Genomic DNA, 26,467 nt, shown 5'->3' on the forward strand with positions numbered 1-26,467 from the left:
CCAAACGAAAAAAATTCCAGTTATAATATTTTCCAATCTGTCGCAAAAAGAAGAAATTGAAAAAGGGTTAAAATTAGGCGCCAAAGATTTCATCATTAAAACAAGCGTTACCCCGACTGAGTTGGCTGCAAAAGTTAAAGAGTATTTAAAATCTGCTAAATAAAGTATGGCCAAAAAGAGAGCAAAGATTTTAGTGGTTGACGATGAAAATTTTTTGCGTAATTTTTGGGAAACTAAACTTGACCCAACCGTCTATGAAGTGATCAAGGCGGCTAACGGTCTTCAAGGCATTGCTGTGACTAAAGCGAGGTTGCCAGATTTGATTTTACTTGATATTATAATGCCAGGAGTAAGTGGCTTTAAAGTTTTGCAAGAACTTAAAAAAAACCCTAAAACTAAAGGAATTCCGATTATTATGCTTTCCAATATTGGAAAAGAAGATGAAGTGAAAAAAGCCTTGAAGTTAGGGGCGATAGACTATATCATTAAGTCAGATGTTATTCCTCAAGAGGTTGAGGAAAAGATAAGGCAGTATTTAAAAAAGAAAATTTAAATAAATTGTTTATAAAACAAGATTAAACTTAATTTATATTATATATGTCAATTCCCTACGTAGATAAAAAGGTTTGTATCGGTTGCGGAACCTGTGAAGCAATTTGCCCACAAGTTTTTAAAGTTAACGATGAAGCCTTGGCAGATGTTATTGAAGCAGATTTTGAAGCTCATAAAGAAGCGATTGATGAAGCAATTGAAGCTTGTCCGGTTGACTGCATCAGTTGGAAAGAAGGGGCTAAGCCAGATCTTCCAGCCGAAGCGTAAATTCAACCAGCCCAAGCATAATCCGCAAGAAAAAAAGAAAAAAATAGAATGTATTATTTCAGTTTCCCGATTCTATACATCCCTGTTTTGCATTCAGGGCATGTACCCTTTACTGCATCCCTACCGTTCTTCATCTTAACGGCTTTGGGTTCTACCATATTACGTTTTGATCTACACTTTACGCAATATGCCTCCACTGTCTGTGTGATTGACATGCCTAATTCTTTGTGACTAGGCATAAAAGAACTATGACTGTAACTAGGCACACCATTTGGTCAACACTGGTCAATCATTTTCTTATCCGATGTACGTGATCAGTCCAAAGAAAACAGTGGATATTCTTAAAAATCACAACAAACTAGTCAGAGAATGGCTGAGGAACCAAAGAAAAGAACATCACGATTAACCAAAGTCATCAGAATTATGGCAATGATTATGATAATGTTGTCTGTATCATTCATAATTCTATACATTGCAGGGGCTAACGTACTGGACTGTGAGGAAACAATCAGGGTATTCATACTATATCAGGATGAATATGGATACACTGATGAGGCAATGAAAATCTATGATGCTTGGCTGAACAAGTGTGGATATATGCTAGATGAACAGGAACACAAAGCACTCAATGTTGAACTCTATGAAAACTATGACAAATGGAAAAAATGGAATCCTTAATCAATTGGTCAGCGTAGATCAACCTACTAGATGAAATATTATTTTCTTCCCATTTTAAATTATATGATAAAGAATAGTAGAAAAAATATTATCATCAAAAAGAGCAAGGTGAAAATATGAGAAGGACACTCAGTTTCAAAACTAAGAATTTTAGGTGCAATTATGGTTCTACTGGGAATCACAATACTATTCATTATTCTAAACCCTATATCCTACTTTCAGCATTATACTTCGAGGGGGTTGTCTGTATCTATCAAGGGTCTGTTTAACGAATTGTAATACTCTATATCCAAAATCTTTTTAATGATAAGATAAATATTCACATTTTTATAATCCAAAACGGAGAGGGTGACCAGCCCTCATTCTTTGGTTCACATCTTATGTTACTATTAGAATGTTTCTAAGATACAGTGATTCTGCCCATATGTCAATAAAATGAGTTAAACAGTGGAGTCTCAAAGAGAACCTCCTGAAGTTTTGATTTACGATTTTGAGTATCTTAAAAACGACCGTTTATTAAACACTTCACCACTGTCTCAAAAGCTAATTGTCAGAAACTCTCGTTTCATGAGTTTTGGCACTGCGAATTGTGTGTCATAACCAACGTTTATGGGACAGGTTTAAGGACTTTCGGTATGGGTCGACTTTTGGAGTCGGATTAACCTGCGCAAAACTTTGAATTATATTTTTATTAACTGGAAGTTTTGTAAATCTTGATTAAATCAAACGAGCAATCAGCTAATATGCCCAACCGTAACGTGTGAAATGATTGACATAAAATACGATGGTCTGATTCGACTCATCAACGGTATAAGTGGTTACTTCACCGCCTGTGCCGTCTTCCTGGATCCAGTAGATCTCTATCATATAGGGATCGCCGTCAAATCCGAGAGCGCCATAGTTCATTGTTACTTTTACGTCTACATTGAAGGTCATGCTGGGCAAAAACTCAACCTCTGCCGAGCAGGGGTTCTGGTTGTCCATACATGTAACTTCTACTGTGATCTTGGTGTTATCGTCTACCGCTCCTGCCGGTATCTCTACGATATTACCAAATGTCTTGTTTCCGCCAACCGTGCCGCCTGCAGTGACAGTAATAGTCTTGCCTGCAACTGTTGACGCGTTTAGCGATGTCATTTGCTTCCATGAAGCGGCACTCCACTTCAGGAAGTTGACGTCTGCCAGTGATCTTGCTTCACCTGTAATCGGCGCTGATGCTTTTGCTGCTTCAGGCGCAGTTGTTGCCGCATAGTCGCATGCTACTGAAAACAACAATGCAACAGCCATTAAAGGTAGAAGCAATCCACGCGTACGTGCTTTCATTGGATTTCCCCCTGTTTTGTTAGATTTAAAAATAATATGATTTGTTCTCCCAAACATTATGCGGTTAAGATACTATTTTTAGAATTCTTGACCGTGATTGGTGTCACTAAAGCTGGAAATCAACTAAAATGCCCACCCGTAACGTGTATTTTGATTGTTGTTACCACCGACCGAAGAAGTTCCGTCATCAGTTGAACTCTTCTTGCCGCCTTTTTTGGCAAATGAATCGTTATTTGAATCAATATCATTGGCTGGTGATGCATCTAATGTAGATTGTGCTTCTATTGGTTCCGGTGCTGTTACTGATGCGTAGTCACATCCTATTGAGAACAACAGTGCGAACGCTAATAAAGGTAAAAGCACTTTGTTTGTTCTTGATTTCATTGGGTTTCCCTCGGTTTCTGTCTGATTATTTAGTATGTTGTTTAAGTCTTTATACACTATATGCTCGATTTGCACGGTTAATATAGTATAATCTATATGCTTTGTCAAGGTTTTTTTAATATTATTTTAATATATGTATATTTCGGAAGAAATCTATGGAGTTAATATATTGAATATATAGAACTTAGAGTTATTAAGTTTTTTTAAATAAATTATATTAATTATCTGATTAGGGTCAATCAGATGATATTAGTATGATAACTTACTGATAATAAAATAATTAGGTGCGTTTATCAATTAAAACTGCCATCTAACGCTGAACGGCTTTTTAATCACTGAAAATTTCAATTCGTAATAGGAATGTTCTCTATTATGCTTATCGTGAGCCCTTTTTTCAGAACTGAAGCTTACTTTAATGCTTTCCGGGGCTAATAGTTCTTTTGCCTTGAACCGTTCCTTCACAGAAGAAGAGACGATAACCTGATAACCCTTAGCGAAGGAAGCAAGTCGTTGCGCATCGTTAATTCCGGGACCGAGAACGTTCCAATGGCTATTAATATCACGAAAATCAAAGCAAGTGCCTATATTTACACCATATCTGCATCGAATAAGGTTAGAGCTCTGTCCAAAATCCCGGTTATATCGTTCAAATTGGGTCTGCACCTTAAATATACATTGAAGAAGTTGGGGAATGGCGTTTGTTGCCAGCACTATTATAGTACCGTCTCCGATAGAAATCTTATGCTCAACATCAAATTCTTCTATAGCGTAGTTCAGTTCACATTGATAACGCACAAGTAAATTTAACTGATCGTTTACCGGAAGATGAGAAAACTCTACGAGATCAATAAGAAAAGCGGCTTTTTCCTTTAAAGTTCTTTTATGCTGCTCGTATTCATCAGAATTTAAAAATTCCTGGACTAACTCACCGTCAGGAATAGATATTAATGATTCAACTCCCTCATTAGAGTGCAAAGCAAAAGTTATTGTGGACAAATCATCATTCTTTTCCTGAAAATAACTGGATATAAGAAAGCCGGCTCTTAGCTGTTTCCGGAGTGTTTGCAGCTTCTCCTCGTCAACGGGAAGTGATATTGGTGGAAATGGAGTATCTTTCATCATATGAAATTTTAAGTTTGTATCTTGAATCAAAGATAATTTCGGCTTTATTGCCAATCAAGATGTTTTTTAATTATAATATTTGTAATCGCATTTTATATAAAACCCTTAAAATAGTTAAGTTCACCCGAAATATTATCTTGATAAATAACTGAGATTGGTTTAGGTTTATTTTAGGACGAAAAAATTGAGAAAATATTAAATCAAGAAGGAGCCTGAAATAATATGAATGATACTAAACTATTGGCGGATATAGACCAAGAAATCATGGAAAGAGACCTTTTAAAACATCCATTTTATCAGGCATGGTCTGAGGGCGCCCTTTCGATCGAATCGTTACGCGGATACGCAATTCAATATTATCAGTTTGTTAATATGTTCCCGCGTTTATTAAGCGCTGTCCACTCCAACTGTGAGGATTTAGTTACCAGGCAATCAATTCTTGAAAATCTTGCTGAAGAAGAAAATTTTGAAAAGCCACATCCTGTGCTCTGGTTGAACTTCGCCAAGGCTTTATCGTTATCCACAGAAGAAATAACCAATTCCAAATCTCTTGAAGAGACTGAAAAGGCTATGGAAATATTAACTGATATTTGCAGGAATAGACACTATCTCGCAGGTTCGGCGGCACTTTATGCTTATGAATCTCGAGTACCCGAAATAGCAGGTATCAAGATAGATGGTCTGAAAAAATACTATGGGATTGACGGGGAAAAGGGTTTAGAATATTTTACGCTCCATAAAGAGGTGGACATTCTGCACGCAGAAATATGGCGAAATGTCATTTCAAGCGAAGAATTGAGCGAGGATGTGAGAAATGAAATTATGGATAGTGTGAGAGAAGCTATGTCCGCATATAATATGATTCTTGATGGAGTACAGAGAGAATACGCCTCGGCATAGTACTGTCCGATCAAAAGCCGTTTTCGAGAAGTAATAGTTGTGCAAAATTGGTATATATTTCGTATTTAATTAGTCTGCTGATTATCGTAGATAGGAATTGATTTTTCTAATATTTGAGAAAATCGGCCGTAAAATATCGCCTAAGCTTGAATTCGAATCAGGTTTATCTATAATACAAATTCAGTAATATCAGCTATTTATAGCAACTAATATAGTTCTCTTCATTCACGTTAATTTATTGGCACACAAATTGTACTATTAAAGACGTAAGTATGAATGATGACAGAAATGAGGTTAAAAATGAAAAATAAAATAATAAATATCATATTAATAGTGACAATGGGATTATGGTTTGCTGCATGCAGCGAAGATGAGGCAAAGATAACCGGACCGACTTACGATGATAATGCTCTTGTTTCAATGAGCGTAACTTCTGCTCCGACAATGGATGGTAATGTGGATGCCTTATGGGCTGACGCACGGACTCTTACGTTCGAAAACGTAGTTGTCCCAAACTACTCCTTTTTCTGGAGTGATTATGTGGGCGATACATATAATGTAACGGCAAAATCCGTGTATACTGATACAGACATTTACTTTCTTTTCCAATGGACAGGGGATGCGTCTGAATCACTTCAACGCGAATCATGGTACTTTAATTCAACCGCAAATAGTTGGATGCAAATGCCAAAGAAAGAGCCGGATGAATATGGTGTAAATCCTGCGTATGAAGATAAGTTCGCGGTCATCTGGAACAATAATAACACTATCACAAATTTTAATTCTCAGGGTTGTGGAGTTATTTGCCATGGTGAGTATATGGCGACAAACGCTGATGGTGAATTGGGTGATACGTGGCATTGGAAACGAGTTAGAACAGGTCCAACCAACCTGTTAGACGATAAATACATAGAATTTTCGACCGGAAACGGCAGAAAATCCGATCCCAAAACGAGCGGAGGATACAAGAATAACAAGCAAACGCTGGAAGTGATAACCGCATTAGGCGATACGTTAACATACACTGTCCCAAAATATTGGATACCGGGTCGCACTGATTATCATTGGATTCTTGATACAGAGATCGCAGCCGGAACAGCGAAGCTGATAGTCTCCATTGATACCACAACAATGGCGCTCAGCGATGAAGACGGCAACGGATTATCACCCGGTGATTTTTCTCTTACTTCAAATATCCTCCTGCCGAGCGTATATGTATCAGCGTTCGTAGGCGACAGGGGCGATGTTGCGGCTTATCATAATTATTCCGGTGGGAAATGGAATCTGGAATTGAAGAGAAAGTTGGTAACAGGGAATAACCTAACGGACATTCAATTCGATGATCTGGATGATGAATATTACTTCTCCATTGCAGTTTTTGACGGAGCGGCGATAGCGCACGCAATTCCCGGAGGAATGATAGGGTACACATATAAGCTTCAGTTCGAATAACCTCGAAAACAACAAACCAGAAAAATAAGGCGGGCTATATTATAGCCCGCCTCTCATTTTCAGAAATATATTCTTAAATATCTAACTAATCATTCCGGATCAAGAGATTGGGTTTCGTCAATAAAATTTTTTAAAATCTCAATTGCCTTTTCAGTGGACTCTTTTATATCAGAAGCGGTTTCGCTAACGGCTTCAATGTCAGTACTGTCTTCCAAGATTAACTCGGCTCCGGTTAATATTGGGAAAAGAGTATTATTCAGGTCGTGAGCAGTTTGCCTCGCAAGCTTAAGATAAGCTTTAAAGATCTTTTCCGAACCAAATTGTTCGGCGGTATGATCAAATTTACTCAATATTATATATTTGCATAATAATCGCCTTTCATAAAAATATAAGAAATAGAAAATATGTAATCAACAATCTGAATTATTTAGTGCAAATTAAATTTATAATGATTTAATTAGTCTGCTGAATTGAAAGTAGTTTTAACAGATACCTTTGAGAAATCAAATATTCCTGTTGGAATGCGGAATAACATTTATAATTAAGGAACGGTAAGTGACGCACAGTTTATCATGGTGGGTAGGTTTTAACGTCCTAATATTGGTTCTAATAGCCCTTGACCTTGGCGTATTCCATCGTAAATCCAAAGAAATTTCTGTTAAGGCTGCTCTCTATTGGAGCTTAGGCTGGGTCGTCACTTCTTTGACATTTAATGTTGGAGTATATTATTGGTTCGGCTATCAATCCGCTCTTGAATTTCTTACAGGGTATCTCATCGAAAAGTCGTTAAGTGTGGACAATATTTTTGTCTTCGCCATATTATTCAATTACTTCGGGGTGAAAAAAAGATACCAGCATAAGGTTCTATACTGGGGTATTCTCGGCGCTCTTGTAATGAGGGGCGCTCTCATTGCAGTTGGGGCGGTACTCATCAGCAATTTTCATTGGGTCATATATATTCTTGGAGTATTTTTAGTGTATACCGGAATAAAAATGGCAATACAGGAGGGAATAAGCGTTCACCCCGAGAGGAATCCGGTAATAAAATTGGCGAAAAAATTCTTACCTATGACTAAAGATTATCATGAAGACAAGTTTATTGTAAAAATTGACGGAAAAAGATTTTTTACGCCATTATTAATTGTACTTCTTGTGGTGGAAGTGACAGATCTCGCATTTGCGGTGGATTCCATTCCTGCAATTTTCGCCATAACTAATGATTCCTTTATTGTTTACACTTCAAATGTATTTGCAATTCTTGGCTTGAGAGCTCTGTATTTTGCTTTATCCGGTGTTCTCGAAATGTTTCACTATCTTAAATATGGGCTTGGATTTGTATTATCGTTCGTGGGAGTCAAGATGATTCTTTCAGACATTTATGAAATTCCGATACCGGTCGCTCTGGGCGTTGTTGCCTTGATATTAACCGTCTCGATTGTTGCCTCAATTATGAAACCTCCCAAAATTGCCGCCGAAAGTGAAATTGAGCCGCCCTCAGCTGAATAAGCAACTCTGAATATGATTTAAAAATGATTCAACTATTTATCGGAAGTTTGGTACTGAGCGCGATACATGCGTCTATTCCCAATCATTGGCTGCCCTTAGTAGCAATCAGTAAATCAGAAAACTGGTCAAGACGGGAAACACTCACAGCCACTGCGATAGCGGGATTTGCTCATACGGCAAGCACTATTCTAATTGGCATTGCTATTGGTTTATTAGGATTTAGACTTTCGGAGGCCTATGAATCAACTTTTAGAATAATAGTACCATTTATACTTTTTGGGTTGGGAGCATTGTATATAATTTCAGGCTTAAAGCAATCTCATGCCCACAGTCACGGTGTAGAAAATATTTCCGTAAAAAACAGTAAAACCGCAATTATTATTTCTCTCAGCACTGCAATGTTTTTCTCGCCTTGCGTTGAAATAGAAGTTTATTATCTTTCGGCGGCATTATACGGATGGACGGGAATAATTACGGTTTCACTTGTTTATCTTATAGTAAGCATACTCGGAATGATTCTGTTGGTTGACCTTGGATTGAAGGGAGCAGCGAGACTTAACTGGCATTTTTTAGAACATAACGAAAAAACCGTTACAGGCGTAGTTTTGATACTTTTGGGAATTCTTGCTTATTTCGTATATTGACGTTATCTTAGTCGCTGCCGGAAAAGGAGAGTATTATGAGTAAAATTAAATTAGTTGTCCTTTCTATATTTATTATTGGTATCGGCATTCATTCAAATCAATTACTCGCTTCGGGAAAAGGTGATAGCGATATTGAGACTACAGTTATTAAAATAGAAGGTATGAGCTGCAGCTTTTGCGCAAAGACGGCTGAAAAGTCAATGACATCTGCCGAAGGTGTTGAATCCGTTAAACTCGATCTTGACTCCGGTTTAGCTACTGTTACCTACGACAAGCAAAAAACAAATCCTGAAAAAATTGCCTCTACCGTGAAAAAAGATACCCGTTTTGACAGCGAAGTAGTTACTGCGGAGAGTAAAGAAACAAAATAACACTGTTTCTCTAACTGACAGGTTTTAAGATATAAGCCCAGCAGAGTATGCCGGGCTTATATTATTTCATTTATTCTCTTTTAAGACAGCTTGTGCCGCTGCAAGTCGAGCTACTGGAACTCGATAAGGAGAACAAGATACATAATTAAAACCAAGGCTGTGGCAGAATTCAACGGATAACGGATCACCGCCATGTTCACCGCATATACCGATCTTTAGATCAGGTCGCGTTGAGCGTCCCTTTTCCACACCAATCTTAATCAGTTCACCCACACCGTCGAAGTCTATTGTCTGAAATACATCTCGCTCATAAATTTTCTTCTTTTCATATTCACCAAGAAACGTTCCCGCATCATCACGACTGAATCCGAATGCCATCTGAGTGAGGTCGTTGGTTCCGTAAGAGAAAAAATCCGCTTCTTTTGCGATCTGGTCGGCGGTCAGGCACGCCCTTGGAAGTTCAATCATTGTTCCTATCATATAATCCAATTCAATATCGCTATCGGATAGAATTTTATCTGCCACTTCTTTAACCACGGCTTTCTGGTCTCGTAGTTCTTTCCAATGTCCCACCAGCGGTATCATTATTTCAGGTTTTACGTCTATTCCTGATTTCTTAACCTCTACGGCGGCTTCTATGATGGCACGAGCTTGCATCGCCGTAATTTCGGGGTATGTAAGCCCCAAACGGCATCCTCTATGCCCAAGCATCGGGTTTGTTTCATGCAAAGAATTTACCTTAGCCTGAAGATGTTCGTAACTGACTCCCATTTTTTCCGCAAGATCACGGATATCCTTTTCATCGTGCGGCAGGAACTCGTGAAGCGGCGGATCAAGCGTTCTGATTGTTACAGGCAATCCATTCATCGCTTTATAAATGCCGATAAAGTCCTCCTTCTGCATAGGGAGCAATTTATCAAGAGCTTTTTCTCTGCCTGCTAAATCATCCGCAAGGATCATCTCCCGCACGGCGTCTATCCTATCGCCTTCAAAGAACATATGCTCGGTCCGGCAAAGTCCTATACCCTCGGCGCCGAATGCGACAGCTACTTCAGCATCATGTGGTGTGTCGGCATTAGTACGAACATTAAGTTTTCTCACATCGTCAGCCCACTTCATCAATTTTTCAAATTTTTGGAATATAAGAGATTCTTCCGGTTTCATACTCTTTGTGGCGAGAATCTGAACTATCTCAGACGGACTGGTCTTTATGACACCGAGAATCACGTCGCCTGTATTACCGTCGATGGAAATTTCATCGCCTTCTTTGACCACCGTTCCATCAACACTAAATTGTTTTTTAGAATAATCAACGGTGATTGCGCCGCATCCAGCCACACAACATTTCCCCATACCTCTTGCAACTATTGCGGCGTGTGAAGTCATACCACCTCTGGCAGTTAAGATTCCTTCGGCGGCATACATCCCTGAAATATCCTCAGGGGAGGTTTCTGTGCGGGTTAAAATAGTTTTTACTCCCTGCTCTTTGAGCCTAACAGCTTCAGCCGCTGTGAATACCACCTTACCCGAGGCTGCTCCCGGACCGGCGTTTAGCCCGCGAGCGAGAACTCTATTGTCGGTTTTTGCCTGAGCCAGGTCATTGATGTCAAAAATGGGGAAGAGAAGCTGGTTAAGTTGTTCAGGATCGACTCTGAGCAATGCTTCTTCCTTTGTAATCAGACCTTCTTCCACCATATCCACTGCGATATTGAGAGCTGCCAGAGCCGTCCTTTTCCCCATGCGGGTCTGAAGCATCCAAATTTTACCTTCTTGAATTGTGAACTCGATATCCTGGGTATCCCGATAATGAGTTTCCAGTTTGTTTCGTATATCGTTGAGGTCTGAATAAAGTTCAGGCATTATGCTTTCTAACGTTATCTGCGAATCGTCGGATTTTATCTCTTCGTTGATAGGTTGTGGAGTCCTGATACCCGCAACTACATCCTCACCCTGAGCGTTAACGAGATATTCCCCGTAAAATATATTATTGCCCGTGGCGGGATCACGGGTGAATGCTACGCCCGTAGCGGATGAATCGCCCATATTGCCAAAAACCATCGCCTGTACGTTTACGGCTGTTCCCCAATGGTCAGGAATATGATTTATTCTCCGATATTCGATAGCTCTCGGCAGGTTCCACGACTTGAAAACTGCGTTGATAGAACCCCAAAGCTGATCCATAGGATCTTCCGGAAATGGACTGGCGGTGTCGGTTTTAATTAGCTGGCGATAGCTGTCGACGAGTTCTTTCAGGTCATCCGTGGTAAGGTCTGTGTCCATCTCCGTTCCACGGTCATTTTTCATTTTTTCAATAAGATGCTCAAATTTACTGGGTTCCACACCAAGGACAACGTTTCCATACATATACAGAAACCTGCGGAAAGAATCCCAGGCAGTCCTTTCATTTCCGGTTTTTTTCACGAATCCTGCAAGAGTGCCTTCGTTCATTCCGAGATTCAACACCGTATCCATCATTCCGGGCATCGATTGCCTTGATCCTGAACGCACGGACAAGAGAAGCGGATTATCCGCGTCACCGTATTTGGTACCCATAATTTCTTCGACTTTTTTCAAATGCTCCAGCACCTCAGAATTAAATCCATCAGGCAACGATTCATCATGTTCCATAAAGTAAACGCATGCTTCTGTAGATAATGTAAATCCCGGCGGAACGGGAATACCCAAATTACTCATTTCTGCTAAATTTGCTCCTTTTCCACCAAGCAGATTTTTCATTTCACTGGCGCCTTCAGATTTGCCGCTCCCAAAAGAATAAACATATTTCATCAATTAAGTCCTGTTTTAAATTTTCTTATATTAAACTCGCCTGAAATTTTATTTTCATAAATTTCGATGCGAAAGATAGGCACTGCTGGTTCTAAATGCAATCTGTCTATGCGATAATTCTACTAATATGGATTACTATATTTCAGGCGGGAAGGGATGAGGGTGAATTTTAAGGATATTTGAAAACGGGATAGAATCAGACATCTATCCCGTTTTCAAAATAAATCACTTAGGACCTTACTTCATCTAATATCCTTATTAATGGAAGATTAACATTCAGACCAATTTTCACCTGAATGTCTGATAGTTCTGTTTGGGAATAATAATATCTCATTGCCGTATCAAGAGAAATAAAATCGTGCATAAAATATCTAAGTCCCCATAATACCAGCATATCCTCTCTCAAACTTATAGACGGCGTCCTGGCATCCAAGTGTAATCTTGGAACGGTAGTTACGTCGAATATCATCATTGTGGATGAATTTACCATATTCGTAAATCCAATAAATCCTCCTGTCCTGACTCTTGAACGTTCTTTAGTATCAAAGAATGAATTTGAATCAAAAAACGAAAGGGATAAGTTCCTGTACCTAAAATCTGATATAATCGGTCCAAAATGAAAGGTTGCGTTTTTATACTTTATAGTGCTGATAAAATAAAAAGATGCGAAGCGGGTTTCAAATCCGGCAGTGCGAAGATTTGCACCAGATAATAAGCCATCTGCTGCTATATAAATTCTGTTACTTTCCTGCCCTGCCCAATTTGAACTACGAACCAACCCGGAAAAAGACATTGAAATTGATTTACCGAAATTCACATTTGGAATCACCGCGATTTTCAGAGATTTAGTATCCAATGTAGTGCCGCTGGGGAATATATTGGTGAAAAGTACCTGCTGCGAAATCGCCAACTCCCCGACTCCGCCAAGACCCAATCTGAAATGACTTCTTCCGCTACCCCTGCTATCTACTCCAAACACTCCTCCACCCGATACATTTAGAGAAGCAGATTCTAACATCGAAGCAGTTGGTGATATGAACAAGCGTTGAAGCTTTGCTATATTATTATCTTCTGCCACTGCTTCTACATTAAAAAAAATGAATAATATTGATGTAGCTAAGACTGAACGGACAATCATAAGATTTCCTCCCAACTTTTGATTTCAACTAATATATCTTAAAAAAGTAGTACTGATTTAACTACTGAATCATCCTCTTAGTTCCATATCGAATTAAGAATGTTCCTTTAATAAAAAGAGAAAGTATAGAGCGGATGATAGGGCAAGCCCCGGAAAGATAGGCTCAATAGCGAAGGGATATAAAGGTTCTGCCTGTGAGCCGTTTAAATAACCTAAGGTCAGTTGAATTGCAGCGGCTGTAAAGGAGAGCAGCATAAGCCAGAATGTGGAACGTCCATTCAATTGAAAACGAGGGAAATAACTCGTCACAACAGGGATAAGCAAAGCGGGAATAAACAGGCTTCCAAATGTGTACCATATACCAACGACACTCGGCAGGAAATACGCAATTGTCAGAGCGATGAAAAACGTGGCTATAACTCCAAAACGTAAATAATAAATATCAATATTGAGTGGAACATTTTTTCCGAGCCTACCAATAATATCTTTGCTAATAGTGACTCCAGATATGAGGGCGAGACTATCAATAGTTGACATTATTGTTGAGAGTAAACCGATGAAGAATATGCCCTTTATAAAAGGGGGTAACAAAAGTTCAGCCAGGAGAGGATAAGCTTGTAAGGGTTCAATACCGGGTAAAACCGCTCTGGCATAGAGACCCGCGCTAACAGTCATTAGATCGAAGAGGAACCAAAACGCTATAGAAATAAAAATTCCTTTTCGCGCTGTTGACGAGTTTTTAGCCGCTGCGCACCGCTGATGGAAAGAAGGGTCAACGATCGTCCAGAGTGCGATGAAAAACCATACAATAATATAGGAAAATGATTTGCCGCCACTTAATGTCATATGCTCTGACGGAAGCGTAGAGGTCAAAAATTCTATTCCGCCATATTCATTAATAGCGAACGGCAGCAACAAACCGAACCCAAAAAACATAAAAACGAATTGGAGTTTGTCAGTGGCAACGATCGCGTGAAACCCGCCTGAAAAAACGTATGCCATTGAAAACAGCGCGCCGATAAGAATAGAGAGACCTAAACTCCACCCGAACAGTAGATTTAGTAATACACCGAGCATCAGCACGTGTGCAGCAGGTGAGGAAATAATGAAAATCAGCAGACCGCCGAATAAACCGGAGGCTTTCCCAAAGTTTTCGTAAAGCATTTCAGGGACTGTGAGCGAATTACCTTCGCGTATTCTTTTGGATAGAAAAACAGCAAAAATTGCAGCAAAAAGATAGTATGGAAGCCCAAATATAAGCCAGGTTGATAATCCGTTTTGATAAGAATATTCACCAATCCCGAGAATCCCCCCGTACCATGTCGCCACAAGTGTTGCAACGAATCCGGGAATTGTCAGCCGTCTTCCGGCTAAAAAATAACTTTCGGCAGTATCGTTCTTTTTTTTACCGGCCCGAATCCCCAAAAAAATAACTAAGCAGAAATAGCCGGCGATAATAAACAGATCTATCGAGCTGAATGTTATGCTATTCAAGTAAAGGCGATCCGTCGTTCATTTCGAATAGCCTGAATAAAAACGCGCCATCTCCCTCAATGTCTAAAATCACCGGTGAACTCATTACTTCGTTACTTACTCCGAATGGGCTGAAATCATACGATTCTCCGTTAAGTTCCCATTTCAATCCTTGAGATGTTATTGATGAAATGCCGCTCATAACCATCAGAGATATTTTTCTGCCTATTGGAGATTCAAATGTGAATGATTTTCTAATATAATCAACTTCAGCAAAAGTATTGAGTATGGAAATTTCAACGATTGGCGCATATATCTTCAGCAAGCTGAAACTCGCCATAGTATGATCGGACCTGTTGCCCGTTACTCCTAAAAATATTATTCTGTCTATACCGATAGATATTTCATGGTCTACAGCTTTCATTAAGTCGGTAGTTTGCTCGCTTGTATCCTTTAAGAATTCGATGTCATTATATTTTTTTTGAGTAACGGGGAGCAGAGAATCCATATCCCCTATAATCAAATCAGGAGTGAAGCCTGTTGAAACTAAATGATTTGCGCCTCCGTCAGCGCATATAATTCTATCGGCAGATTTAAGAACACCAGTTATCCTTTCCGAGGCAGTAAAATCTCCGTTGGCGATAATAACCGATATCTTTTTATCTGTCACAATTTGATAACCAGAGTTAAATATGCGTTCCTGAGCGCTGCCGGAATGAAAAAACCTATTCCACTATCCACTGCGCCATGTGTTTCATATTTTCTGTTGAAGAGGTTATTAACGTTTAACTGCAATGAAAGGGGAATTTTGGAGTCAGTGCCGGAAAAATCATAGTTAACAGAAAAATCTGTCACCCGGTAACTATTAATAGATAAATCATCGGACTCTGAATTATCCAGATATTGTTTTCCCACGAATCTCACGTAAACAGAAGAGCTGAACTGTTTTTTTCTCTGACCAAATTTAAAACCGCCAAGATATGAGGGAAACCCTCCAATTTTATTACCTGAACGGTCAATGGGAAACCTGTCGTCAGAGAAAAAATTACCTACTTCATTATATGAAACGAAATAATTATCGTTAAGACTGAAATTTCCTGACAGATAATATCCGGCGCTGAAATTCATTGAGGCATCAAATTCTATTCCTCTGTGAATGGATTTATCAGCGTTAAAATAAACAGGTAAACCAATTTCATCTACCTGTCCGGTAGGAACAATTTCGTTTCTGAAATCCATCCAGAAAAGATTTGTCTTAAGATATGCTGTTGAAGTGCGCCATGTGCTCCCTAACTCGTAATCATATAACGTTTCTTCGGTTACTAATGGAGTATCGAAGTCGAGACTGTTATCAGCGTTGACTCTGAATAACGGCAATATAAACGGATTATCGGCATCATAGATGTCCGCATCTCTCGGCTCACGTTTCGCAATCGAAAAATTTACGAAGATAGACAATTCGTCATTAAGAATTCGATTAATGCCGATACGTGGAGAAAGAAAAGTATAATTCAGATTATATTCATAATTATTTTGAAAAGCGCCTACAACTTCCTGATCAAAATGATTCCTCAAATGCTGAAATTGGAAATCAAGCATCAATTCGGTGAGCTCGTTGAGACCATAAACTCCATGGGCGTAAACGGTGGAGGATGATTTATCCGCCTTGTAGCCGTAATATCTGTTATCGGGAAGAGACTGATTACTTTCTTTTGTCCACACGACTTCGCCCCAATGATCGGAATTGAAAAAACTGAATTCTCCTCCTACCGAAAGAGACCAATTCTCCTTTGTAAGCGTAACACGAGGCAGCCATCCCCATTGAGATTTGTCCACAATCTGTTTACGGACAAGATCGGAAGGATTTTTGTCATTGAGATTATATTGGAAGGGATTTCCGCTTGATTTGTAATCCTGAAAGAATCCGTCTCCCTTGATATGGAACAGCGTATTTTCTATTCTCAATTCATCAGACGCTTTATAATCATTCAAAATTTGATAATGACTTTGAAGGAAATCATCAACCTGATTCTCAAAAAAACCATTATGATCCGCAGGCGAATAATAGTTTGCACGACGACTCTTTTCATCAGCCAGCTCATCTTTCGTGATGCCGAACCATGCGAATTTCGCGACTAATGGTCCGCCGAAAATATTTACGGTGGTGCTCATATCTTTGTCATAGCGTGTGCCGGAAAGGAAGTACGACCAGGCATCCACGCCGGAATCTCTTCGGTAGCCATCTGTTTCTACTTTCGAAAACCTTCCATAGGCAGAGTAATTATTATTAACTATTCCGGTGCCGTAAGAAAAATTCAATCTGCGAGTATTATAATCACCCCATGTGCCAGAAAAGTTCATTCCCGGTTCCACGCCTAAACCTTTAGTCTGAATATTTACGGAGCCTCCGATTGCGGCAGTTCCATAAAGCGAATTTCCTACTCCTCTTTGTACCTGAACATCACGCACATTCGCCGAAAGATCCGCGATGTCATAAAAATAAGTTACGTGATCTTCCGGATCGTTCAACGGAACATTGTTCAGAGTGACGGCAACCCGGGTCGGATCGAACCCTCTAATTTTGATTTCAGAATATCCCATCCCGTTGCCGGTCATTGAATATGAATAAAGACTGGGAACTTCGTTAAGAAGCAGAGGAAGTTCCTGAGATGAATATTTTTCTGATAATGTTTTAGAATCAATATTGCTGAATGCGATTGGCGTCTTGCCGCTGATAGCTCTTGAAGCAGTTATCAATACCTTTTCGCCGGGCAAAATTATAGGAGTTAACGAAAACGATAGAAACGTCTTATCAGGCATGACGCTGATTTTGAGTTTTTTAACTCCGTATCCTATAACACCGGCGCTGATAGTGTATTCGCCAACAGGTACGTTTGGAATGACGAAATCGCCATTCTCATCTGTGGCGGCTCCTAAGAATGTGCCCTCCACGAGGACATTAGCTCCAACTATGGGTGTGTCGTTTTCCGAGTTTAATACGCTGCCGTTGATATCACCTGTGAGTTGTCCTATTGATACTTTCGGGAACGTGATTATGATTATAGATAATAGAATTGCGAGTTTTTTCATTATACCTCCCTCCGCTGGTATTATCCAGATCAGGTTTAAAGGGTATGTTCTCAGGCGAATTAGGCAAATCCGTCACCCCTGTGTCATATTTACAGTATAATATTAATTATTGCGAAGAGCAATAATTGAGAGGTTTTTTTGTGGGAAAAGAGTTAAGGAAAGGTTATTAAATATCAGTGATTATAAACGAAAGTAATAACCTCGGGCGTGAGCTTGAAAAACATAATTAATCCGTAAGCGGTCCAGAGAGCAATTTTAGCCCAGTTCTTTTTCTCCGTTTTCGGTTCTAATGAAATTCCTTCACCGCCGGCTTCACCTTCATCTTTTTGCGTGCGACCATATTCCATATAATATGCCGCACCTAACAGCAATATAGTTGCCGTAACATTGTAAGGCCTGTTTTCGGCAAACCATGGACCTATATTAAATCCGGCAAGACCTATTACATTAAGCGTCGCCGGACCGACGCAGCATAGTGTTGACATAAAACCTGTACCGATTGCAGCGAACGATGCGAGAATACTCCAAATCAAAATTATTTACTCCACATATATAGATTATTTTATTAATTCAAATTGAGGCGGATCAGTGCTGATCTTGGCCATTGCCCCGAAAGGAAGCGTTACTCTTCTGTTGATATGTCCATACGCGAGATTCATCAGGACAGGGAAATCATAATCTTCAAGTGTTGAATCAAGTATTTCCTTTAGAGATTCAACAGAATCTTTATCATTTGGGAAACAGTCCTCGAATTTTCCGAGAACCAAGCCCGAAATCTGATCAAACACACCCTGAAATTTCAAATGATGGAAGTGCCTGTCTAATCTACCTGGATTTTCACCGATGTCTTCCAATACCAAAATAGCTCCTTTAAGGTTCGGCATATAAGATGTACCCAAAAACGGAAGTAAAACTGTAAGCGTACCTCCAATTATAAATCCCTCCGCATTCCCTTTCCGATAAGCAATCAGAGGTTGTTTTGAAGGATTAGGAATCTTAGGATAGCCCATAAGTGTTCGCCAGAGCATTTCTTCCGAAAATAGATTGAAATTTTCGCCCATATCACTTGCTACCATTGGACCGGAGTAAGTAATTAAATTGGATTTCGCCAGAATAGAGCAAGACAACGCGGATATATCGCTGTATCCCACCAATATTTTCGGGTCTGAGCGAAACAAATCATAATTAAGATCGGGCAATATTCTATGTATTCCATATCCGCCTCTGACGCAAAAAAGAGCTTTCACTTCCGGGTCAGCCCAGAAATCGTGTAAGGAATCTATCCGTTCTTCTTTAGTACCAGCCATATTTCCGTTCGCATTTGATAGATTATTGGCAATTTTTACTATAAACCCCTTATCCGTAAGATAGGCAAGACCTTCTTCAACTTTATCTTTCTGTGCAGCTGAACAGGGAGCAATAACAGCGATAGTATCTCCAATTTTGAGAGGAGGAGGGAATTTATAATTCAAATAGCACCATTTGTATACTTACAATAATAGTGAGGAAAATAACTTGGAAGAAATATAATCTCAACAGAAATCGTCTTGCACGTAGAAGATAAAGGTTTTACTTTTGGAAGTAATTCTGTTTGCTGTAACAACAATTTGGAGGGAAGATGATAAATATCGTATGGCTTGGTCTGATTGTAATCGGCATTAGCGTGGCGATAATTAATTCTATAGTGAACGGTGATCTTGAGCCTCTACGGGAAATTACGGCAGCGGCATTTAATATGTCTAAAACATCCATTGAACTTGCAATTGGATTGATTGGTCTTATGATGCTCTGGCTTGGTCTTATGAAGTTGGCAGAAGAATCCGGCTTGATAAATATCATTGCGAAGCTTCTTAGACCAATAATGGTACGCCTTTTTCCTGATGTTCCGGCTGATCATCCGGCAATGGGCGCAATGATAATGAATATTTCAGCGAATATGCTTGGTTTGGCAAACGCCGCGACTCCACTGGGGCTAAAAGCGATGTTAGAACTCCAAAAATTAAATAAAAATGAAGAAACGGCAACTAATGCGATGGTGACTTTTTTAGCTCTGAACTCTTCAAGTGTTACGATAATACCATCAACGATTATAGGAATCCGTGTAGCCACAGGTTCGGCTGACCCCGCGCGCGTTATCGGAACCATACTATTTGCTACAACCTGCTCAACAATCGTAGCGATTACTTTAGCGATGCTGCTGTCCAAAATGAAACGATTTCGCCTGGCAAACGCGATTTCTGAACCGAATGAACAAAAAGCCTAAGGGGAGGGGATAATGTTCCAAAGTATCATTGAAGGAATATCAGCTGTTGCTATACCATTAATAATATTACTTATTCCTCTTTACGCATATTTTAAAAAAATAAAGGTCTACGAGGTATTTGTGGACGGGGCTAAAGAAGGTTTCAATGTTGCTGTAAGGATAATGCCGTTTCTGGTGGCGATATTGGTATCGGTAGGAATATTCAGAGCTTCGGGAGCTTTGAGCTACCTGACTGTTTTGCTGGGTCCGATAACAAACTTAATAGGGATGCCCCCGGAGACCATACCAATGGCATTTATGATGCCGCTTTCAGGAAGCGGAGCAATCGGAGTTATGAGCGATCTGCTTAATACTTACGGACCGGATTCTTTTATCGGACTCGTGACTTCAAGTATGATGGGTTCCACAGAAACAACGTTTTATATCCTCGCTGTTTATTTAGGTTCTGTTGGTATAAAAAACGGAAGACACGCGCTTCCCGCTGCGCTTGGCGGAAATGTCGCCGGAATTCTGGCTGCCGTTTTCATAAGTAATATTGTGTTTAGATAATTTTTAGTATGATAAATAAATTTAAATATTGTCCCTACTGCGGGCATGACGAAATCGAACTGAGTCAAATAGACGGGCGGAAAAGAGAAAAATGTCCAAATTGCGGTAGAGTGTTTTATAAGAACCCTGTTCCATCCGTAGTCGGTATTTCATTCAACGATAAAAAGGAAATTCTTCTTGTAAAGCGGGGAGTGGAACCCGATATTGGTTCATGGTGTCTACCGGGGGGATTCATTGAAATGGGTGAGACCTCGGAGCAGGCTGTTAAAAGAGAGCTGCTTGAGGAGACCGGAGTAAACGTCAACCCCGGAGAAATTATTACGGTAGATACTACAATAGGTGGATTTTACGGGGATGTTGTAGTAATCGCTTATAAGATAGAAATTCGGAAAGGACAGGATTTTATACCGGGTGACGATGCTCTTGAAGTACAGTATTATCCGAAAGAAAAATTACCGAAGCTAACATTCAGAAGCCATGAGCAGATTATTGACACGGCTTATACGATGTTAGAGAATAGTTAAAGTTTAAAAAGAAGGGAGTTTGAAACGATGGAGTACTATATGACAAAAACTGTGGATATGTCATACGATGATGCAATTGAAAAAGTCAGTGAAGAGCTGAAAAAAGTGGGATTCGGAATTCTCACAACCATAGACGTAAAAAGTACCTTGAAAAATAAATTAGATGTGGATTTTCAGAAATATATGATATTGGGCGCATGTAATCCAAGTCTTGCGCATAGCGCACTTCAAGCGGAGATTGAAATAGGTCTTTTGCTTCCGTGTAATGTGATAGTTTATGAGGAAGATGACAAGACCGTAGTATCGTTTCTTAATCCGGAAATAATGGTAAATGTGGCAGAGGATTCGGAGGCATTGACTGAAGTATCTTCAAAAGCGAAGGAACTTCTGACAGAAGTGTACAATAACATTTAGAAATTATTTAAGCACAACAAATTTTTTCGAAAAAGTCCTGCTATTTAATATTAATTTCATAAAATATATTCCTGAGGCAACCTTATGTCCTGAATCGGTTTTATGGAGCCAGGATTCCGTATAGGGTGTAAATCTTGGAAGCAATATTCCCTCGTTTACGGTGGCTATTTTTTGGCCCAAGATGTTATATATTAGAAGACGAAAATCCACTCCGTTGCGAAATTCGGGATTGTCGGGGATTGCAAACCGCAGTGTTGATATACCGGAATACGATGGATTCGGGAATACATTTTGAACCGAAATAATTGTTCCAAATGTAGAATCACATCTCGTTAATCCGCTGAAGTTAATTGCCGCCAAAACATCAATAAGTCCCCAACCGATTTCGTTATTCGGGAATCCGGAGTTGTCGGCAGTGCTCTTCAGAGCGTTTTTTACATCCGCAGGCGACCAACAAGGATTGGCTTCAATGACCAGCGCAGCAGCGCCTGCTGCTAAAGGCGTGGAAAGAGAAGTACCGTTAGAAACTCCGAAACTCGAATCGTTTGAGCTTGAAGCCGATGAAACTAAAACTCCTCTTGCGACAACATCAGGTTTGATCCTTCCATCAGCGGTCGGTCCACGCGAGCTAAAGGGTGCAGGAAAACCGGAGGAGGTAACCGCTCCAACGGCTATAACATCATCACCATCGGCAGGCATCCAAAGAGAAGTGGCTTTCGGACCCTCATTTGCCATTGCCGTAACGACTATAATTCCTTTCGAAACGGCTAAATCAGCAGCAATTGTAATCAAGCCGGTATTTCCGTCAAGGTCAGAAACTGAATAATCATCGTCTGTTCCGTCGAAATCCAGGTAAGCCAAAGATGAGCTGATTACGTCAGCGCCGAGTTGTTCTACCCACTCAGCGGCGGCTATCCAATTGTCCTCCTCCATTTTTGTTTCAGAGGCGATATTTTCGGTTTTCGCAAGGATGAAACTTGCGCCGTATGCAGCTCCTATAAGAGTACCCTCCTGAAAACCGCCTACGGCCGACCATGTGCTTGTACCGTGCCAATGATCGTTTTCCGAGCCCTCATCCTGTACATTGTTATCTCCGCCCACAAAATCTTTTTGGACAATGAGCCTGCCGGAATCAAAAATGTGGCTAAAAGCATTATGAGAGAGCAGGAATCCACTGTCAAACATCGCAATAATAATATTTTTGCCCGTATAACCCGCATTGTGGGCTTCAACAACATTTATCTGATTAAGCTGGTCGAACGAAATTCCGTAATCCAACATCACGGATGAGGAATTCTTCCTGAAATGAATTTCACGTTCGAGATTAATTTTTTGAATAGAATGGCTTAACCGCTGAAGAGGCTGAATGCGGGATATAAATTGGAGCTGATTTAATCTTTCAAGGTTTGCTATCGGCAGCTCCACGCTTACCGCATTAAACCATCTGCTCACCTGCCTGATTTTAGAAATATGAGTCGATATTTCTTTCAAATACGAAGGTTCAACGGGTAAATCAGTGAAATCAAATGTTCTGTTCGGTTTTTTTCGTTTAGAAAGGCTCAAACTGTTTCTGTTAAATTCGTAATCACGAAGCTTTTCGTTTAGGGTTCTGTTATCTCTGATTCCCTTATCGGTGAAAAACAACCAAACGGTGATTGATTCCTTATTATTCGAAACATACTTATTTAGAGAAACGTTTGAATCAGACAAATTTTTAGCACGACCGAGTTCTTTTTGTACATAAGCGAACGATGAGCTTTTTTGGCCGTAAGAAAAATCATTGAAATAGAGAAACAGGAGGCACCAAATGAAAAGGACACCAAGGCGGGATCCATTCAATCTTGGACTTCCTCGAGCCGGGCGGTGAAATGTCTCAATACCGGAGCTTCATAAGTAATTTTCAAGCCTTTTATTTTATCTCGATTCTTGAATAAACTTATCAAAGACTCGGCAACATAGTTCATTTGCATATTAGTATAAACTCTCCTCGGAATCGCAAGTCGTACGAGTTCAAGATCGGGATAAATCGTTTCGCCGGTTTCCGAGTCCGGATGAGCAAACATAAGACTCCCGATTTCCACGGATCTCACGCCCGCCTCCATATAAAGGGCAGCAGTCAAAGCTTGAGCGGGGAATTGGTCCCGAGGAATGTGCGGCAGGAAACCGAGAGCGTCTATATAAATTGCGTGTCCCCCCGGCGGCAGGACAATGGGAATTCCCTTATCGGTCAACATTTCACCAAGATTTTTCACCTGATTAATTCTAAAAGAAAGATAATCTTCGTCTGTAACTTCTTCCAATCCTATCGCCATCGCCTCCAAATCTCTTCCGGCAAGTCCTCCGTATGTGGGAAATCCCTCAACGAGTATGAGAAGATTTGTTATTTGCTCCTTTATTTCTTTTGAGTTTAACGCTACAAATCCGCCGATGTTCACCAGCCCGTCTTTTTTAGCGCTCATAGTGCATCCGTCGGCGTATGAAAAGGTCTCTTGGGCGATTTCGCGAATAGGACGGTCGGCAAATCCTTCTTCTCTTATTTTAATGAAATAAGAGTTTTCTGCGAACCGACAAGCGTCGAGAAAAAACGGAATATCATATTTGTGGAGCAATTCGGAAGTTTCCTTTATATTTTTCATACTTACAGGCTGCCCCCCGCCGGAGTTATTTGTTACCGTAAGCATTCCAAGGGGAATCTTATCCTTACCGTGTTCCTTTAATAGGTCCTCCAATTTATCAAGGTCGATATTCCCTTTAAAGGGATGCAAATTAGACGGTTCTTTCGCTTCGCTGATAACCAAATCCACAGCGATTCCTTTGTTCTTTTCAACGTTTGCTCTTGTGGTGTCAAAGTGACTGTTGTTCGGAATAAAATCTCCTTCCTTCACTACTGAAGAAAAAAGTAAATTCTCCGCCATTCGACCTTGATGAGTAGGAATTACATAACTGAATCCTGTTAACTCCTGAACAACTTTCTCAAAATGAAAGAAATTCTTACTGCCTGCGTAGGATTCATCTCCTATCATTAATCCCGCCCACTGCTTGTCGGACATAGCGCTTGTCCCGCTGTCTGTCAACAGATCAATATAAATACTATCCGCCGGAAGATAAAAAACGTTATATCCTACTTCTTTGATTAGTTTTTTTCGTTCTTCAAGAGATGTGTGCTTAATCGGCTCCACAACTTTAATTCTGAACGGTTCGGCGGGATATTTCATAATGCTATACTCCCAAAAATAAGTTAAGACTAAATTAAATTATCTCAGCGAAAGAAGAAAATCTATAGCGAGAATAATGGAATCCGCCGATTAGAATTCAAGTTGCGTCATGGTATCTTTCACATGCTGAGCAGATTCCTGTAATGCAGCAAGTTCATTTTCTTCTAAATCAATCTCAAGTATTTCTTCGATACCTTTCTCGCCGAGTTTTACGGGAACGCCCACATAAGCACTGTCGATACCATATTGGCCGGTAAGCCACGTTGCGCACGGGAGTATTCTCTTTCTGTCGTTAACGATGGAATCCACCATTTCCACAACGGCGGATGAGGGCGCATAGTATGCTGAACCCGTCTTAAGAAATTTTACTATTTCTCCGCCACCGAATCGTGTACGTTCCAAAATAGGCTCAATCTTATCCTCGCTTAAAAAGAAGCTTAGCGGAATACCGCTGATAGTCGTGTAGCGGGGGAGAGGCACCATCGAATCACCATGCCCGCCAAGTACCATTGCCTGCACGTCTTTTACAGAAACGCCCAATTCCATTGCAATAAATGAACGATACCGGGCTGTATCGAGAATACCTGCCATTCCTATAACCCGGGTGGGATCAAATCCTGAAATTTTCAAGGCGACATATGCCATTATGTCTAAGGGGTTGCTAACTACGAGGATAATTGAATCAGGAGATTTTTGAGCAATTTCGGTGGTGACGGATTTCATAATATCCGAATTGGTTTTGAGAAGATCATCCCGGCTCATTCCAGGCTTGCGCGGAATTCCGGCGGTTATGATAACAATATCCGACCCTTTAGTCTCATCATATCCGTTTGTTCCGATTATCTCACAATCGAATCCCTCGATAGGAGATGATTCGAACATATCCAATCCCTTACCCTGCGGGATACCTTCAACGATATCTACAAGTACGACTTGTCGCGCTAAACCTTTTTCCGCCAATCTTATTGCAGCCATCTCTCCTACATGTCCCGCGCCAACAACTGTGATTTTCATGACTAAATTTCTCCTGTAAAAAATATCCCCGTCGAATTCGACGGGGTATAAATGGCAAAAGCCGGTATTGTTATATCAAAATTATCTGTTACAATCATACTTCAAATTAAGATTCGTAAACGCTAACGTGTTTTTTGTTGTTTCTCTTGGTTTCGTATTTGACGAATCCATCAATAAGCGCAAACAGAGAGTCATCGTTTGCTCTTTTAACATTATTCCCCGCGGCAAATTTAGTGCCTCGTTGTTTTAATATGATGCTGCCGGCCGTGATTTTTTGACCGCCGTAAACTTTAACCCCCAGCCTTTGAGCATTGCTATCCCGACCGTTTTTTGAACTGCCTACACCTTTTTTATGTGCCATTGAATATCCCGCCTATTCCTGTTCAACTTTAGATTCGGTCTTGGCTTTGGATTTAGCGCCAGAGCCATTTGAAATATCGTCAATCCTAATCCAAGTCAATTCTTGCCTATGACCCCTTTTGACTTTATAGCCTTTTCTACGTTTCTTTTTCAGCATGGTAATTTTCTTGTCTTTACCCTGCTTTAAAATTGTGGCGCTTACTTTAGCCTTTGAAACAGAAGGAGTACCGACAACAGATTTATCTCCGTTGCCGAGCATCAAAACTTCATCGAAATCTATTTTGCTGCCCGGATTACCTTCAACTTTTTGCACTGCTATCTCATCGCCAACGACGACTTTATGTTGAAAACCTTTTATAACTACAACTGCATACATATGTTAATTTATAACCTCTTTTTAATTCCCATTCCTACAATAGCTTACTATTTTAATGAGGGGTG

The 26,467-nt window shown here is 40.1% G+C and carries 28 protein-coding genes and 1 riboswitch; of the genes, 12 read left to right on the plus strand and 16 right to left on the minus strand.

Annotated features, from left to right (window positions below; all coding sequences use genetic code 11):
* Nucleotides 1-166: 166 nt before the first annotated feature.
* The 3 genes from IIB39_04210 (at nucleotide 167) to IIB39_04220 (ending at nucleotide 1,497) form a co-directional block, all read left to right on the plus strand.
* Nucleotides 167-553 carry a response regulator gene (locus IIB39_04210; GenBank protein MCH8927903.1) on the plus strand — a complete coding sequence of 129 codons (387 nt, stop codon included), beginning with the start codon at nucleotides 167-169 and terminating at the stop codon, nucleotides 551-553.
* Between the two features lie 44 nt (nucleotides 554-597).
* Complete coding sequence (locus tag IIB39_04215) at nucleotides 598-819, plus strand: ferredoxin (GenBank protein ID MCH8927904.1); 222 nt, start codon at nucleotides 598-600, stop codon at nucleotides 817-819.
* Between the two features lie 369 nt (nucleotides 820-1,188).
* Complete coding sequence (locus IIB39_04220; GenBank protein MCH8927905.1) at nucleotides 1,189-1,497, plus strand: hypothetical protein; 309 nt, start codon at nucleotides 1,189-1,191, stop codon at nucleotides 1,495-1,497.
* Between the two features lie 738 nt (nucleotides 1,498-2,235).
* Here IIB39_04220 and IIB39_04225 read toward each other — a convergent pair.
* The 3 genes from IIB39_04225 to IIB39_04235 form a co-directional block, all read right to left on the minus strand.
* A complete protein-coding gene (locus tag IIB39_04225) occupies nucleotides 2,236-2,634 on the minus strand; it encodes a hypothetical protein (GenBank protein MCH8927906.1) in 399 nt (132 codons plus the stop codon).
* Between the two features lie 309 nt (nucleotides 2,635-2,943).
* Nucleotides 2,944-3,204 (minus strand): hypothetical protein, encoded by a 261-nt coding sequence (locus tag IIB39_04230; GenBank protein MCH8927907.1) that lies wholly within the window; start codon nucleotides 3,202-3,204, stop codon nucleotides 2,944-2,946.
* Between the two features lie 297 nt (nucleotides 3,205-3,501).
* A complete protein-coding gene (locus IIB39_04235) occupies nucleotides 3,502-4,356 on the minus strand; it encodes a hypothetical protein (GenBank protein ID MCH8927908.1) in 855 nt (284 codons plus the stop codon).
* Between the two features lie 192 nt (nucleotides 4,357-4,548).
* Here IIB39_04235 and IIB39_04240 point away from each other — a divergent pair, with 192 nt between their 5' ends.
* Together IIB39_04240 and IIB39_04245 are read left to right on the plus strand one after the other, a co-directional pair.
* Complete coding sequence (locus IIB39_04240; GenBank protein MCH8927909.1) at nucleotides 4,549-5,226, plus strand: CADD family putative folate metabolism protein; 678 nt, start codon at nucleotides 4,549-4,551, stop codon at nucleotides 5,224-5,226.
* A 300-nt stretch (nucleotides 5,227-5,526) separates the two neighbouring features.
* Entirely contained in the window at nucleotides 5,527-6,678 is a 1,152-nt protein-coding gene (locus tag IIB39_04245) for a hypothetical protein (GenBank protein ID MCH8927910.1), read from the plus strand.
* 89 nt (nucleotides 6,679-6,767) lie between these two features.
* Here IIB39_04245 and IIB39_04250 read toward each other — a convergent pair whose 3' ends face one another.
* On the minus strand, nucleotides 6,768-7,028 hold the full coding sequence (locus IIB39_04250) for a hypothetical protein (protein ID MCH8927911.1): 261 nt from the start codon (nucleotides 7,026-7,028) through the stop codon (nucleotides 6,768-6,770).
* Nucleotides 7,029-7,233: 205 nt separating this feature from the next.
* Here IIB39_04250 and IIB39_04255 point away from each other — a divergent pair, with 205 nt between their 5' ends.
* Genes IIB39_04255 through IIB39_04265 form a run of 3 tightly spaced genes read left to right on the plus strand, consistent with a single transcriptional unit; the run spans nucleotide 7,234 to nucleotide 9,199 of the window.
* Nucleotides 7,234-8,184, plus strand: coding sequence for a TerC family protein (locus tag IIB39_04255; protein ID MCH8927912.1), 951 nt, complete (start codon nucleotides 7,234-7,236; stop codon nucleotides 8,182-8,184).
* A 23-nt stretch (nucleotides 8,185-8,207) separates the two neighbouring features.
* The gene (locus tag IIB39_04260) at nucleotides 8,208-8,828 is read left to right on the plus strand and encodes a hypothetical protein (protein ID MCH8927913.1); all 621 of its coding nucleotides are present in this window, start codon (nucleotides 8,208-8,210) and stop codon (nucleotides 8,826-8,828) included.
* Nucleotides 8,829-8,863: 35 nt separating this feature from the next.
* Nucleotides 8,864-9,199, plus strand: coding sequence for a heavy-metal-associated domain-containing protein (locus IIB39_04265; protein ID MCH8927914.1), 336 nt, complete (start codon nucleotides 8,864-8,866; stop codon nucleotides 9,197-9,199).
* Between the two features lie 66 nt (nucleotides 9,200-9,265).
* Here IIB39_04265 and IIB39_04270 read toward each other — a convergent pair whose 3' ends face one another.
* The 7 genes from IIB39_04270 to IIB39_04300 form a co-directional block, all read right to left on the minus strand.
* The gene (locus IIB39_04270) at nucleotides 9,266-11,986 is read right to left on the minus strand and encodes a pyruvate, phosphate dikinase (GenBank protein ID MCH8927915.1); all 2,721 of its coding nucleotides are present in this window, start codon (nucleotides 11,984-11,986) and stop codon (nucleotides 9,266-9,268) included.
* Between the two features lie 229 nt (nucleotides 11,987-12,215).
* Entirely contained in the window at nucleotides 12,216-13,124 is a 909-nt protein-coding gene (locus IIB39_04275) for a hypothetical protein (protein MCH8927916.1), read from the minus strand.
* A gap of 93 nt (nucleotides 13,125-13,217) precedes the next feature.
* Nucleotides 13,218-14,618: a sodium:solute symporter family protein gene (locus IIB39_04280; GenBank protein ID MCH8927917.1), complete on the minus strand. Its 1,401-nt coding sequence runs from the start codon at nucleotides 14,616-14,618 to the stop codon at nucleotides 13,218-13,220.
* On the minus strand, nucleotides 14,611-15,267 hold the full coding sequence (locus tag IIB39_04285; GenBank protein ID MCH8927918.1) for a thiamine diphosphokinase: 657 nt from the start codon (nucleotides 15,265-15,267) through the stop codon (nucleotides 14,611-14,613). The genes IIB39_04280 and IIB39_04285 overlap by 8 nt, the downstream gene beginning before the upstream one ends.
* Nucleotides 15,264-17,687: a TonB-dependent receptor gene (locus IIB39_04290; GenBank protein MCH8927919.1), complete on the minus strand. Its 2,424-nt coding sequence runs from the start codon at nucleotides 17,685-17,687 to the stop codon at nucleotides 15,264-15,266. Before IIB39_04290 ends, IIB39_04285 begins: the two co-directional genes overlap by 4 nt.
* Nucleotides 17,676-17,777: riboswitch (TPP riboswitch) on the minus strand. (Overlaps the previous gene by 12 nt.)
* A gap of 83 nt (nucleotides 17,778-17,860) precedes the next feature.
* Nucleotides 17,861-18,220 carry a hypothetical protein gene (locus IIB39_04295; protein MCH8927920.1) on the minus strand — a complete coding sequence of 120 codons (360 nt, stop codon included), beginning with the start codon at nucleotides 18,218-18,220 and terminating at the stop codon, nucleotides 17,861-17,863.
* Between the two features lie 24 nt (nucleotides 18,221-18,244).
* On the minus strand, nucleotides 18,245-19,159 hold the full coding sequence (locus tag IIB39_04300) for an LD-carboxypeptidase (protein ID MCH8927921.1): 915 nt from the start codon (nucleotides 19,157-19,159) through the stop codon (nucleotides 18,245-18,247).
* 146 nt (nucleotides 19,160-19,305) lie between these two features.
* Here IIB39_04300 and IIB39_04305 point away from each other — a divergent pair, with 146 nt between their 5' ends.
* Genes IIB39_04305 through IIB39_04320 form a run of 4 tightly spaced genes read left to right on the plus strand, consistent with a single transcriptional unit; the run spans nucleotide 19,306 to nucleotide 21,437 of the window.
* Nucleotides 19,306-19,950, plus strand: coding sequence for a nucleoside recognition protein (locus IIB39_04305; protein ID MCH8927922.1), 645 nt, complete (start codon nucleotides 19,306-19,308; stop codon nucleotides 19,948-19,950).
* Nucleotides 19,951-19,962: 12 nt separating this feature from the next.
* A complete protein-coding gene (locus IIB39_04310; GenBank protein MCH8927923.1) occupies nucleotides 19,963-20,499 on the plus strand; it encodes a spore maturation protein in 537 nt (178 codons plus the stop codon).
* Nucleotides 20,500-20,507: 8 nt separating this feature from the next.
* Nucleotides 20,508-21,023, plus strand: a complete 516-nt coding sequence (locus IIB39_04315) for an NUDIX hydrolase (GenBank protein ID MCH8927924.1) — start codon at nucleotides 20,508-20,510, stop codon at nucleotides 21,021-21,023.
* A gap of 27 nt (nucleotides 21,024-21,050) precedes the next feature.
* A complete protein-coding gene (locus IIB39_04320; protein MCH8927925.1) occupies nucleotides 21,051-21,437 on the plus strand; it encodes a DUF302 domain-containing protein in 387 nt (128 codons plus the stop codon).
* Between the two features lie 3 nt (nucleotides 21,438-21,440).
* On the opposite strand, the gene IIB39_04325 is transcribed toward IIB39_04320, so the two are convergent.
* From IIB39_04325 to rplU, 5 genes are all read right to left on the minus strand, one after another.
* Nucleotides 21,441-23,276 carry a S8 family peptidase gene (locus IIB39_04325; GenBank protein ID MCH8927926.1) on the minus strand — a complete coding sequence of 612 codons (1,836 nt, stop codon included), beginning with the start codon at nucleotides 23,274-23,276 and terminating at the stop codon, nucleotides 21,441-21,443.
* Nucleotides 23,273-24,652, minus strand: a complete 1,380-nt coding sequence (locus IIB39_04330; protein MCH8927927.1) for a tryptophanase — start codon at nucleotides 24,650-24,652, stop codon at nucleotides 23,273-23,275. Before IIB39_04330 ends, IIB39_04325 begins: the two co-directional genes overlap by 4 nt.
* Nucleotides 24,653-24,742: 90 nt before the next feature.
* Nucleotides 24,743-25,666, minus strand: coding sequence for a malate dehydrogenase (gene mdh, locus IIB39_04335; protein ID MCH8927928.1), 924 nt, complete (start codon nucleotides 25,664-25,666; stop codon nucleotides 24,743-24,745).
* 106 nt (nucleotides 25,667-25,772) lie between these two features.
* Entirely contained in the window at nucleotides 25,773-26,027 is a 255-nt protein-coding gene (rpmA, locus tag IIB39_04340; GenBank protein MCH8927929.1) for a 50S ribosomal protein L27, read from the minus strand.
* Between the two features lie 12 nt (nucleotides 26,028-26,039).
* Complete coding sequence (gene rplU, locus IIB39_04345) at nucleotides 26,040-26,402, minus strand: 50S ribosomal protein L21 (GenBank protein MCH8927930.1); 363 nt, start codon at nucleotides 26,400-26,402, stop codon at nucleotides 26,040-26,042.
* Between the last annotated feature and the right edge of the window lie 65 nt (nucleotides 26,403-26,467).

Source organism: Candidatus Neomarinimicrobiota bacterium, assembly GCA_022573815.1.
In the GTDB taxonomy this organism is placed as follows: Bacteria; Fidelibacterota; SORT01; order SORT01; family SORT01; genus JACZTG01.

Coding starts and splice junctions, on each gene's coding strand:
- IIB39_04210 (MCH8927903.1), top strand. CDS start 167: ATGGCCAAAAAGAGAGCAAAGATTTTAGTGGTTGACGATGAAAATTTT.
- IIB39_04215 (MCH8927904.1), top strand. CDS start 598: ATGTCAATTCCCTACGTAGATAAAAAGGTTTGTATCGGTTGCGGAACC.
- IIB39_04220 (MCH8927905.1), top strand. CDS start 1,189: ATGGCTGAGGAACCAAAGAAAAGAACATCACGATTAACCAAAGTCATC.
- IIB39_04225 (MCH8927906.1), bottom strand. CDS start 2,634: ATGACATCGCTAAACGCGTCAACAGTTGCAGGCAAGACTATTACTGTC.
- IIB39_04230 (MCH8927907.1), bottom strand. CDS start 3,204: ATGAAATCAAGAACAAACAAAGTGCTTTTACCTTTATTAGCGTTCGCA.
- IIB39_04240 (MCH8927909.1), top strand. CDS start 4,549: ATGAATGATACTAAACTATTGGCGGATATAGACCAAGAAATCATGGAA.
- IIB39_04245 (MCH8927910.1), top strand. CDS start 5,527: ATGAAAAATAAAATAATAAATATCATATTAATAGTGACAATGGGATTA.
- IIB39_04260 (MCH8927913.1), top strand. CDS start 8,208: ATGATTCAACTATTTATCGGAAGTTTGGTACTGAGCGCGATACATGCG.
- IIB39_04265 (MCH8927914.1), top strand. CDS start 8,864: ATGAGTAAAATTAAATTAGTTGTCCTTTCTATATTTATTATTGGTATC.
- IIB39_04270 (MCH8927915.1), bottom strand. CDS start 11,986: ATGAAATATGTTTATTCTTTTGGGAGCGGCAAATCTGAAGGCGCCAGT.
- IIB39_04275 (MCH8927916.1), bottom strand. CDS start 13,124: ATGATTGTCCGTTCAGTCTTAGCTACATCAATATTATTCATTTTTTTT.
- IIB39_04290 (MCH8927919.1), bottom strand. CDS start 17,687: ATGAAAAAACTCGCAATTCTATTATCTATAATCATAATCACGTTCCCG.
- IIB39_04305 (MCH8927922.1), top strand. CDS start 19,306: ATGATAAATATCGTATGGCTTGGTCTGATTGTAATCGGCATTAGCGTG.
- IIB39_04310 (MCH8927923.1), top strand. CDS start 19,963: ATGTTCCAAAGTATCATTGAAGGAATATCAGCTGTTGCTATACCATTA.
- IIB39_04315 (MCH8927924.1), top strand. CDS start 20,508: ATGATAAATAAATTTAAATATTGTCCCTACTGCGGGCATGACGAAATC.
- IIB39_04320 (MCH8927925.1), top strand. CDS start 21,051: ATGGAGTACTATATGACAAAAACTGTGGATATGTCATACGATGATGCA.
- IIB39_04330 (MCH8927927.1), bottom strand. CDS start 24,652: ATGAAATATCCCGCCGAACCGTTCAGAATTAAAGTTGTGGAGCCGATT.
- mdh (MCH8927928.1), bottom strand. CDS start 25,666: ATGAAAATCACAGTTGTTGGCGCGGGACATGTAGGAGAGATGGCTGCA.
- rpmA (MCH8927929.1), bottom strand. CDS start 26,027: ATGGCACATAAAAAAGGTGTAGGCAGTTCAAAAAACGGTCGGGATAGC.
- rplU (MCH8927930.1), bottom strand. CDS start 26,402: ATGTATGCAGTTGTAGTTATAAAAGGTTTTCAACATAAAGTCGTCGTT.